The 10,754-nt window shown below is 69.2% G+C and carries 11 protein-coding genes; 6 read left to right on the top strand and 5 right to left on the bottom strand.

The window, feature by feature from the left end; all coding sequences use genetic code 11:
- Positions 1-149: 149 nt before the first annotated feature.
- Positions 150-1,139, bottom strand: coding sequence for a hypothetical protein (locus tag MELE44368_RS26640; protein ID WP_164890114.1), 990 nt, complete (start codon positions 1,137-1,139; stop codon positions 150-152).
- A 165-nt stretch (positions 1,140-1,304) separates the two neighbouring features.
- On the opposite strand from MELE44368_RS26640, the gene MELE44368_RS15305 reads away from it, so the two are divergent.
- From MELE44368_RS15305 to MELE44368_RS15325, 5 genes are read left to right on the top strand one after another with little or no spacing between them, the layout of a single operon-like run.
- Complete coding sequence (locus MELE44368_RS15305; RefSeq protein ID WP_128109279.1) at positions 1,305-1,778, top strand: MTB12 C-terminal domain-containing protein; 474 nt, start codon at positions 1,305-1,307, stop codon at positions 1,776-1,778.
- A gap of 7 nt (positions 1,779-1,785) precedes the next feature.
- The gene (locus MELE44368_RS15310; protein WP_128109280.1) at positions 1,786-2,478 is read left to right on the top strand and encodes an ABC transporter ATP-binding protein; all 693 of its coding nucleotides are present in this window, start codon (positions 1,786-1,788) and stop codon (positions 2,476-2,478) included.
- Positions 2,445-3,263 (top strand): ABC transporter permease, encoded by an 819-nt coding sequence (locus MELE44368_RS15315; RefSeq protein ID WP_409366125.1) that lies wholly within the window; start codon positions 2,445-2,447, stop codon positions 3,261-3,263. Before MELE44368_RS15310 ends, MELE44368_RS15315 begins: the two co-directional genes overlap by 34 nt.
- Positions 3,256-4,059, top strand: coding sequence for a class I SAM-dependent methyltransferase (locus tag MELE44368_RS15320; RefSeq protein ID WP_128109281.1), 804 nt, complete (start codon positions 3,256-3,258; stop codon positions 4,057-4,059). The genes MELE44368_RS15315 and MELE44368_RS15320 overlap by 8 nt, the downstream gene beginning before the upstream one ends.
- 12 nt (positions 4,060-4,071) lie before the next feature.
- On the top strand, positions 4,072-4,740 hold the full coding sequence (locus tag MELE44368_RS15325; RefSeq protein WP_128109282.1) for a helix-turn-helix transcriptional regulator: 669 nt from the start codon (positions 4,072-4,074) through the stop codon (positions 4,738-4,740).
- A gap of 8 nt (positions 4,741-4,748) precedes the next feature.
- Here the strand turns inward: MELE44368_RS15325 and MELE44368_RS15330 are convergent, their stop codons facing one another.
- Together MELE44368_RS15330 and MELE44368_RS15335 are read right to left on the bottom strand one after the other, a co-directional pair.
- Complete coding sequence (locus MELE44368_RS15330) at positions 4,749-5,930, bottom strand: NAD(P)/FAD-dependent oxidoreductase (RefSeq protein WP_128109283.1); 1,182 nt, start codon at positions 5,928-5,930, stop codon at positions 4,749-4,751.
- Between the two features lie 176 nt (positions 5,931-6,106).
- Positions 6,107-8,398 carry a hypothetical protein gene (locus tag MELE44368_RS15335; RefSeq protein WP_128109284.1) on the bottom strand — a complete coding sequence of 764 codons (2,292 nt, stop codon included), beginning with the start codon at positions 8,396-8,398 and terminating at the stop codon, positions 6,107-6,109.
- 206 nt (positions 8,399-8,604) lie between these two features.
- Here MELE44368_RS15335 and MELE44368_RS15340 point away from each other — a divergent pair, with 206 nt between their 5' ends.
- Positions 8,605-9,345, top strand: coding sequence for a TetR/AcrR family transcriptional regulator (locus MELE44368_RS15340; protein ID WP_206613775.1), 741 nt, complete (start codon positions 8,605-8,607; stop codon positions 9,343-9,345).
- Positions 9,346-9,374: 29 nt separating this feature from the next.
- On the opposite strand, the gene MELE44368_RS15345 is transcribed toward MELE44368_RS15340, so the two are convergent.
- Both MELE44368_RS15345 and MELE44368_RS26645 read right to left on the bottom strand, forming a co-directional pair.
- Positions 9,375-9,698, bottom strand: a complete 324-nt coding sequence (locus MELE44368_RS15345; RefSeq protein ID WP_128109286.1) for a hypothetical protein — start codon at positions 9,696-9,698, stop codon at positions 9,375-9,377.
- A 243-nt stretch (positions 9,699-9,941) separates the two neighbouring features.
- On the bottom strand, positions 9,942-10,754 hold an 813-nt coding region (locus MELE44368_RS26645; protein WP_206613776.1), incomplete at its 5' end, for a hypothetical protein.

Consider the following 10,754-nt stretch of genomic DNA (forward strand, 5'->3'; position numbering starts at 1 on the left):
GTCGGTTTATCGCACGCGGTTCGCCGGTTGACCGTGCAATAAGCCAACACTCGGCCGCTCCGCGGGGCATACTGGGCATCCGCCGACACCGTCGGAAGTGTTGCCCGGCCACGAACTGCGAGCGATATGCGCTACGACGCCTTCATCTCCTACTCGCACGCGGCTGACGGCCGGTTGGCCCCGGCGTTGCAGCGAGCGCTGCAACGCCTCGCCAAACCCTGGTACCGGCGCCGGTCGCTGGAGGTGTTCCGGGACGAGACCGGCCTGTCGGTGGACCCGCACCTGTGGAACGCCAGCCGCTGTTTTCGGCTCACTTCAGCCATTCGGTCTTCAATGACCTTCAGCCGCAACAGATTACTTGACGGGTCGGCCGAGAGCAGATACAGCCGGTCCAGCTTGCGCCACACCGACAAGGCCTTCATGGTGTCCGGCCGATCGAAGTCGACGGCGACGACTCGTGCGCCGTGGTTGCGCGCCTCCGGCACGCAGGGGTGGTCGAGGCTGGTGGTGATCAGCACCAGCGTGCCCCGGGGGTCCATCGTCCTGGCGATGGCGCTCACCATGGACAGGGTGTCGTCGTCGACGTCCACCACTGCGGTGACGGACCGCGCGAAATATACGCGCAGGCGGTCCATTCGGGACCGGAACAACGCCGCCGCCACGCCGATCACGCTCAGGAAGATCGCCGCCAGCGCCGACAGTCGCGCTATCTCGAGCGCCACCGGAGTGGGCGTCGGGCATGTCTGGCCGCCCAGCGATTGGTCGCCGGTGCCGCCCTTGACCACCGACGCGGTGAACATCAACGGGCGGAAGAACCACGGATGCTCGTCGTCGTGGCAGTCCCAGTAGGACGCCAGCCCCAGCACGGCGCTGATCAGCGCGAGGCCTGCGACGACTGCCACCGGGGCGCCCGGGCGTCGCACGCCCTGCGCACGGACGACGAGGATCCCGAGCAGGGCCAGAACGGTGACCACGATCGCGATGGTCTGCCATGAACCCGGACGCCCGAACCACTGCAGCGTCGCCGGTGCCCGGTCTCTGACCTGCGGGGCCAGCGCCAGCGCGACGAGATAGCCGAGCAGCAACGACGCGACCACCGACACGGCACGTACGGCGGCGACAGCGACGGTGCTGCGCAAGGCGACCTCCCCCTCCGGCTTTGGGTAAGTGTCGCCCGAGCACGCTGCGGACGCTGGAGTTTGCGACGAGCAGGTGCGCACCCTACTCGAACAGGTAAGGCTTGCCTAATTGAATATCGCGCCTTACATTAGCCGCAAAGATGTCCTCTAAATGGGAGCCGGTGGATGTTGAAAGGTCTCCGCGTCGCGGTGGTGTCGGCGCTCACCACCGCCGCGATTCTCGGAGGTGTTCCCGTGGCCCACGCTCAACCGGGCTTCGACCAGGATTATGCGATCACCTCTGAGGTGCCCTCGCTGGCTGAACTCGATGCCCAGATCCGGCTGCTTGTGGCCACCCCGGCACCGGACTGGGTGAAGGCCGCCCAGCTCGAAGGCGGCGACCGCGCTGTGGTGGTGCCGAAGATGGTCTACCGCGTCGGGTTCTTCCGCCCCCCGCGCGGATCGAGCGTGGTCACCGGCCCGGAGACACACGAGGCTGATCGCCACACCGCCGTCATCAACGCCAGCAGGCAAGGCGCCCCGACCATCCAGGTGCCCGCCGAGTGGCGACGCATCGACGGCCGATGGAAGCTCGCGAGCAAGTCCCTGTGCAACGGGATCAAGACGCTGGGCCTACCGATCCCGTGCAATTTCCAGTGACCGAGCGATGATCCAAACCCAGGGATTGGCAAAGACTTTCGGTGGCCGGCGCGCCATCGACGATGTCACAGCCGATTTTCCCGCGGGTACCGTGACCGCCCTGCTCGGCCTCAATGGCGCGGGCAAGACGACGCTGCTGCGTCTGATCGCCGGTCTGGACCGGCCCGACGCCGGCTCGGTCGTCGTGTGTGGTCGACACCGCCGCGACGAGCCGGGGCTGCTGGGGGTGCACCTCGGTCCCGAAGCGATGGACCCCCGCCACACCGTGCTGCGTCACCTGTCCTGGTTGGCCGCGTTGTCCGGGGTGCAGACGGCCCGCGTCGAGCACGTGCTGGCGGAGGTGGGTCTGCAGGACCAACGCTCCGAACGCATCGGCGCCTTGTCGCTGGGGGCGCGGCAGCGGCTGGCGATCGGCTCCGCACTGCTCGGTGAGCCGCGAGCGCTGCTCTTCGACGAGCCCCTCAACGGTCTGGACGTGCCCGGCATCGTCTGGTTCCGCGGTCTGCTGCGCCGCCTCGCCGACGCGGGATGCGCGGTGGTGGTGGCCACGCATCTGCTCGGCGAGGTGACGTTGACCGCGGACCGGATCGCGTTGCTGGTCGACGGGCGGCTACAGGCGGTCGGCGAGCTGCAGCAACTGGCTCCCGTCGATGCCGACATCCGGGAATGGCTGGAGGCCACCTTGCTGGAGTGCGCGTGAGCGCCGCGCCCACCCTGGTCGGGCGCAGCATGCGGGCGGAGTACATCCGCACCGGCGGCCGCAGCCGGCTGTGGGCAGTCGTGATGCCTGCGGCCGCGGCGATACCGATGGCGATCACCTTCGGCATCGCCGCGGTGGCCGAGTCGTTCGCACGCATCCCCGGACAGATCTCGGTGTTGCAGGTGTCGACCTCGAACGCGGCCTACTGGGTGATCACCATCACCGTCGTGCTGGCCGCTGTCGCCGGTGCCGACGGGCAGGCAACGGAGAACCGGTACCGCACAGGGCAATACGTTCGGCTCGCGATACGCCCGGCCTGGCCGGTGCTGGTCGGGCGCTGGCTGTTCTACGGGGCGGTGGCCGCGGCCGTCGCCGCGGTGACCCTGGTCGTGGTGCTGACCCTGCTGCCGCTCATCTCACCGCTGGTGTACGGGACGGTCTCGGTCACCGATCCGGTCGGCGCACGGTTGTTGTGGACCGTGCCGCTGCTGGCGTTCTTCGCCGCGGGTGCTGGGGTGGGTGTCGGTGCGCTCATCCGCTCACCGATCGGTGCGGCGGGCGCGATCCTGCTGTGGGCCTACGCGTTCGAATCCGCCGCGGCATACCTGCCCAGCGGCGCCTCGCTGCAGCGGTTCATGCCGCTGCTCAACGCGGTGTACGGGACGGGCCAGGACAGCGTGCTCACCCCGCCGTGGGGCCAGACCACCGCGCTGCTGTATGCATGCGCTGTGTTCACGGCGATCTTCGTGATCGCCGCCGTCGAAAGGACAATTCGAAATGACTGACAGGCAAACGCTTCCGCTGGCCCAGCGATCCGACGCCGATCTGCCGGGGCACTGGCTGCTCGCGCGCCTGGGCAAGCGGGTGCTGCGCCCCGGCGGCCTGGAACTGACGACGCGGATGTTGGCCGCGGCGCGAATCGGCGGCGCCGACGTCGTCGAACTCGGTCCCGGGCTGGGGCGCACCGCGCGCGACATCGTCGCCCTCGAGCCGCGGTCCTACGTCGGCGTGGACGACACCGCGGCAGCCACCGAGGCCGTGCGCGAGGTGGTCGCGCCGGTCGACGGCAAGGTGGTGGTCGCCGACGCCTCGGACACCGGGCTGCCGGATGCCAGCGTCGACGTGGTGATCGGTGAGGCCATGCTGACCATGCAGGGAGACAAGGCCAAACGGGCGATCGTCGACGAGGCGTTCCGGGTGCTGCGTCCCGGCGGCCGGTACGCGATCCACGAACTCGGTCTTCAACCGGACTCCATCGCGCAGGAGACCAAGGACGAGATTCGGCGCGGCATGTCGCGCGCGATCAAGGTCAACGCCCGCCCGCTCACCGCGGGGGAGTGGGTGCGACTGCTCACCGACGCCGGCTTCACCGACGTCACCATCGACTACGCCCCGATGGCGCTGCTCAACCCGACCCGGGTGCTCGCGGACGAAGGCCTGTTCGGCGCGTTGCGAATCGCCGGCAACCTGATCCGCAGGCCGGCGGCCCGCCGTCGGGTCCTCGGCATGCGTCGCACCTTCCAGAAGTACCGGGACAAGTTGACCGCGGTGTCGGTGGTCGGCGTCGTCCCGGCACGGTGACAGACTGACGTGATGGCAGTGCAGCACCACGGAGTCGGTGCACCCTCGCTGCGCGCGGCAGGCCAACAGCGGCAGCGGGTTCTGGGCCTGTTGCGGTCCGCGCCCGGACCCGTGGACGTGCGCCACATCGCCGAAAAACTACGCATTCACGTCACCACCGCCCGGTTTCACCTGACCGCCTTGGAGTCCCAGGGCGTCGTCCGGCGCGGCGAAGTCAAGGGCGGACGCGCCGGACGGCCGCGGCTCACCTACGAACTGGCACCCAGGCTCGACTACGCCGACATCGTGTCGCTGTTCGCCGCACACCTCGGTGGCACGGCCGAGGAACGCGAACAACGCGCGCTGCAGATCGGCGCGGATCTCGCGCACCGGGTGCGGGTGGCGCGCAGGCGGGAGGAGACGACGGTCGCGGACCTGGTGGTTGCGACGTTGGGGGAATTGGGATTTCAGGTGCGTTCGGTCCTCGACTCGTTCGGTGAGGTGACCGTGCAGATCTGCACGTGTCCGCTGGCCGAGGTGGCCGCGACGGCGCCGGAGGTGGTGCGCGGAATACAGCAAGGCCTGATCCAAGAGGTCATCGAGCGCAACGTCGACGCGATCGGCGCCCGTTACCACGCGGCCGTCACCCCCGACGCCACGGCGGGCTCGTGTGAGGTCAGCTTGGCGTTGCGGCCGGCCTAGCCGGGTGCCTATTTGACCGTGTGCTGTGGCCCCTGGGCCTTCTTGTACAGCGCCTTGAGCATCCGGTCGCGGAACGCGGCGTTGTCGATGAGCTTGATACCGGCGTTGGCCAACTTCGGATAGCCGAGCAGCTTGTGGAAGTAGCGGCCGCGCCGGTACTCCCTGCCCCACGCCGCCTCCATCCGCTGCGCGTAGTTGGTGAAGTCGTCGGGACCGCCGTTGGTCAGCGCGGCGATCGCGCATTCGCCTGCGGCCAAACCGGATTCGAGCGCCTTGGAGATGCCCGCACCCGACGCCGGCTTGCCCGCGCCCAGCGAATCGCCGGTGAACAGCACCCCGGGGCGCCACGGTGGCCACGCGGTGAATCCCATCGGCAGCCGCCACGCGCGCACGCTCTTGTTCTTCTTCAGTTCCTCGATCGGCGGCAGCTCCCACTCCGGCGGCAGTGTGCGCAGGAACTCACCGAGGAACTGGGTGGCGTTGATCGACTGCCAGTTCTTGTAGCTGTTGACATAGCCCAGCCCGATGTTGAACCGGCCGCCGCCCATCGGGAACACCCAGCCGTAGCCGGGCAGCTGGTCGCCCTCGAAGACCAGCTTGAGGTAGATGTCGAGGCTGTCGGAGTCGGGCCGGTTGGCATACATCTCCGACCGGATCGCGATCGCCGAGTAGCCGTTGTACTCCGAATCGATCTTCAGCGCCCGCTTGATCGGGGAGTAGGCGCCGTCGGCGGCGATCACCGCGTCGCCGTACACCTTCTCGCCGCTCCGCAGCGTCACACCCACCACGCGGCCGTTCTCCACGATCGGTGCCGTCACCTCCGCGGACTGACGCACCTCGGCGCCCGCGGACTCGGCGTGCTTGAGCAGCAGCGTGTCCAGTTCGGTCCGGCTCACGGTGTGGCCGTGGTCGGGCATGCCGGGGCGGCGCGGGAAGGACAGCTCCCACTGGCTGGGGCTGAACACCGTGACCCGGTTGACCCGGTGGAACTTGGCGACCTCGTGGGCCAGGCCCATCTTCTGCAGGTAGCTGACCGCGCGCGCGGTCAGGCCGTCCCCACACGGCTTGTCGCGCGGAAACTCGGCCTTGTCCAAGACCACTACCTTCGCGCCGGTCTGCGCGGCCTGCCACGCGGCGGCCGAGCCCGACGGCCCACCACCGGCGATGACCAGGTCGTATCGCTGCGTCATGAAACTCGTCTCGTCGATTGGGGTTGTCGTCGCGATACTACCTGCGCACATGCCACCTTCGCCGTCCGCGGAACGGCTCTAGCCGGTGCCTTCATGTGCGATTGGACACATGGTCCTGGCAGGTCAAGGGGTGTCCAGGGCCGACCGGTGAACGGTGAGGAAAGCCGCGGCGATCGTCAGGGCAGGACCACGGTAAGGCCGTCGCCGGGGCCGGTGTTCGCGATGATGCCGTCGCCGGTGGCGCCGGCGGTGTTGTTGTTGCCCGGACCGGCGGTCGCGGCGCTGTTGCGGCCGTCGACGGTGGCCGTGTTGTCGTTGCCGGGCAGCCCGGCGGAGGCGGTGCTGTCGACGCCCTCGACGGTTGCGGTGTTGTTGTCGCCGTCCCCTGCCCTGGCGGTGCTGCGGTCGCCGATGACGGTGGCGGCGTTGGAGTCGCCGAAGTTCGCGACGGCCACGCTGAGATTGCCGTTTACGAGGGCGGTGCTGTTGGTGGTCCGTCCGCCCCCGAAGAACCCCGCGAAGGCGTGGCTCTCGTCGCCCGTCACGTGTGCGGCGTTGAAGTCACCGATCAATGCGTGCGCGCTGCTGTCGAACCCTTCGACCGTGGCGGTGTTGGCGAACCCAGACCCGGAATCGGCGATGCTCGAATCGCCCCGCACCACCGCGAGATTGGCTTCGCCGTTGCCGGCGATCGCGCCGCTGTCGTTGCCGATCACCAACGCCGTGTTGCCGTGCCCGTCGACGGCGGTCGCCGCACTGTTGTCGCCGTCGACGGTCGCGGTGTTGTCGTCGCCGCGTTGTGCGCTGGCGATGCTGTTGTTTCCGGTGACGGTGGCGGTGTTGTTGTCGCCGTTGCCGGCACCGGCATTGCTTCCGTCGCCGGTGGTGCGAGCGATGTTGCCGCTGCCGATGATCGCGCCGGCGTGGCTGTTGTCGCCGATGACGGAGGCTTCGTTGGCGGTTCCGAGGCGAGCCTCGGCTCGGCTGTCGTTGCCCATGATGGATGCGTGATTGCGGTCGCCGAACCTCACCACCGCGTTGCTGCGGTCTCCAATGACCTGCGCGGTGCTGTTGTCGCTGTCCATTACGACCGCGGTGCTGTTGTCACCGTTGACGGTGGCCCTGTTGCCCGTGCCGAATAGTGCGGCGGCGGTACTGGATTCGCCTATCGCGGTGGCGAGGTTCTTGGTTCCGATCGCGTCGGCGGTGCTGTCGGTGCCCTCGGCGTTGGCAACGCTGTCCACCCCCTCGGCGCGGGCGGTGTTGTTGTCGCCGACGGCGCGGGCGCTGGTCCCGTCGCCGGACGCGGTGGCGGTGTTGTTGTTGCCGCCGGTTGCGGTGGCCGAACTGTGGGCGCCGTAGGCGGCCGCGCGGTTGAAATTGCCGTCCGTGGCGAACGCGGTGGCGCCTTCGCCCACGGCGATCGCCATCGAGCCCCTGCCGCTGGAGATCGCGATCGCCCCGCCGTCGCCCAGGGTGATCCGGATCAGGCCGCCGACCGACATGCTCAGATCGGGCCCGACCGGGACGGCGAGCACCAGCAGTTCACGCGATTGGGGCTGCAGGACCATGGCGGCCACCGGAGCCGGGCTCATGGCCGGGATCGCCAGGTCGGAGAGCGCGTGCTCGGCCTCGCGGCGGACGGCCGTCGCCATCAGCGCGAGTGCGATCGGCGACCGGGTCGGCATGCTCGGGACATCGCCCGCCATCGGGCCGAAGGCGAGGACGGACAACAGTTCGGTCACCCGGCGGTGGACCGGCGGCGGGGCGGGCAGCGCCGCGGCGGTCGAGATTCTTTCCGGCGCGGACGTGATCGCGCGAGTGGCCGGCAAGTCGGCCGTGGCAGGGCGCGGCGGGCCGCCCTCGTTCTCGGTCCGCGCGTCCTCGACGACGCCGGGCCGATCCTGGTGCGCCTCGACGCGCGGCCGCGGCGCCGTCGATCCGGCAGCCCCTGTCCGGTCACCGGTTGTGGACGGCGCACTCACCCGGGCTTTTTGGGAGACCGTGTCGGAGCGTTTGTGTGCTCGAAGATCCGACGAGACGGCTGGGATGTCGCTCTTCCCTTCCGGTTCGCCAGGCTCGGGCTCGGCCGGTTCGGGCTCCGTCAGCTGCGATGTGGCCGGTTCGATCGCCGGTTGTGCGGGTTCCGTGGCGGTGGCTCGCCGGCTTGTGCGGGCCCCGCCCGTGTTCAGCACCTGACCACGTGGCGCGGTTCGGGTATCCGTCGCGGTAGATTCGCCCGCCGCATCGGAGGCGGCCGACGGTGGCGCACCGAGACTCGGACCGGATTCCGACTCGGCGGCGGACGCGGCCGGGGCGGACTCCGCGGAGGACTCCGAACCCGAATTCGTACCCGGCTCGTCGGGGTTTGCTGACGCGGTCCCGTTCCCGGTCACGACTGCGGCGCCCACCCCGAGCGCCACGGCCAGTGCGCCGAGGCGTGCGATGTAGGACGACGTGGTAGCCATGTCCACCCCTCGGTTCGAAGCCGGTGCCCGCTGCCTGACACCGGCAACGTAAGGCGGGGGCGGGCCCGCGGCCCGAGTAGTCGGGTACCTGTACGGCGCCGGTAATCGAACGAATGCGCGAGACGCTGTGCGGCGGTCAGCGCCTTTGCGGGCCAGACACCCTCGGTCTGGGCAGGTCAACGGTGTCCGGGCGGTACAGTGATCGGGTGCGACGAGGGTCCAGGACGCGGTCGAGCGGCCAGCCGGGTGTCAAGGTCGACGCCCGCAGCGAGCGCTGGCGCGAGCACCGCAAGAAGGTGCGCGCGGAGATCGTCGACGCCGCCTTCCGCGCGATCGACCGGCTCGGCCCCAACGTGAGCGTGCGCGAGATCGCTGAGGAGGCCGGTACCGCCAAGCCCAAGATCTACCGGCACTTCGCCGACAAGTCGGACATGTTCACCGAGATCGGTCAGCGGATGCGCGACATGTTGTGGGCCGCGATCATCCCGTCGATCAACGTGGAGACCGACTCCACACGCGACATCGTCGGGCGGGGAGTCGAGCACTACGTCGAGTTGGTCGAGCGCCACCCCAACGTGGTCCGCTTTCTGCTGCAGGGCCGGTTCGCCGACAAGTCGGCGGCGGCGATAACGGCGGTCAACAAGGGCAGCGAGATCACCCTGGCTGTTGCCGACATGATCAGCAGCGAACTGCAGGACATGGCGCTGGACCCCGCGGCCTTCGAACTCGCGGCGTACGCGATCTTCGGCACCGCGGCGTCGGCGACGGACTGGTGGCTGGGCGCCGGCGACGAGGACGAGCGTCGCATGTCCGCCGACAAGTTCATCACCCATATGACGACGATCATGATGGGTGCCATCAACGGCACCGCGGAGTTGGTCGGCGTCACGATCGAGCCCGACCAGCCTATTCGCACCGCCGTACGCCGACAGCAACCGGTCGCCTGACCGGTGCGGCGCTGCGACGCGGGGCGCGCCTAGCCCGGTATCACCCAGGGGCTCAACGGGTCGAGGGGATTGACCATGTACGACCCTTCGGGCACCCGGATGGAGATGGGACCTTCGCCGGCGTCGAGCGAATTGCCGGGCAAGATGCTCCACGGGTGGGCGCAGTACCCCACGACCGGCGGCGGGAACCATCTCACCTTGGCGACCCGGCCCTCCTGGCTGCAGATCTCCTGTGCACTGACCGTCCGATCACCGTGTGCCGTTGGCGCCGTGAGCATTTGACCGGCAAGCACGACGGTCAGCACGGTCGCACCCAGCGTCGCGGTGAGCGGCCTGTGGATATTGGTGCTCATCATCTTCTCCTTCAGGGGGATTGGGCCCGGACCGGGAGTTGACCTGCGCGCGGGTTGCCATTGCCGTGGCGAGCTTGGCTTCGGCCACCCGCATCACCAACGGGAGGCCCTCGATCTCCACGCCGATGCACTCGGCGGTCACCTCGTCGGGGATGCCCGCGTCGCGCAGCCGTAGCGCGCGGGCGTACTGCACGGGCAGACGATTGAGCGCGGCGTTGCGCTGCCGCATGTCGGCCGCCACGGCTAGGCAAGTGGCGGTGGGTCGGTGGTGAGGTCGTCGACGAGCCAGTAATCGATGCCGCCATCGATGACGCCCGTGTCGTCGGGGCCGGGTTGGGTTACGGGGCCCAGGTCGCTGCCGTCCTCGTCGCCGGAATTCCATTGGTAGGTCGACACGACCGGTTGGTCATCGCCGGTGTCGATGGCGGGCCTGTCGGGCGACGATGACCCGTCGCCGTCCGGGTTGGCGCCGGGTTGGACGACCCCGCTGGGTACGCCGCGCGCCGGCGGTGCGTCCTCGCCGGCCTCCCCGAAGACCGACGTGTCGCCTCGGTCGGGGTTGGTCGCCCAGTCGCGTATCGCCGCGGCCGGGCTGGCGCCCGCGGAACCAGCGCTGCCGCTGGTGAACCCGTCCATGAGCAGCGAGTCGCCGTCGCCTTCTCCGGTGTCATCGCCGCTATCGGTGTCGTCTGTCGAGGAGTCCTCGGAGTCGCTGTCGTCGTCGTCGGCGTCGTCGCCGCTGGTCGATCCGGAACTGCCCGATCCCGAGCCGCCCGATCCCGAGCCGCTGAATTCGGAGCCGTCTGACTCGGGGTCGGACTCCGAGGAGGACCCGTCGGGGTTGTCCCACTGCCCGCTGTCGGGGTTGTACTTCGCCCCGCCGGTTTCGGTGGTGCCATGCTCATGCACCGGTCGTGCTGATGCGCCGGTGCGCGTGTCGTAGGTGGAGCCGTCGGGGTAGGTTTCGACGCCGGTGCGCATGTCGTAGGTGGAGCCGTCGGGGTAGGTGACGATGCCGGTGTCGCGGTCGAGTTTGGGGCCGCCGGTTTCGGTGGT

Source organism: Mycolicibacterium elephantis DSM 44368 (assembly GCF_004014805.1).
GTDB lineage: Bacteria > Actinomycetota > Actinomycetes > Mycobacteriales > Mycobacteriaceae > Mycobacterium > Mycobacterium elephantis.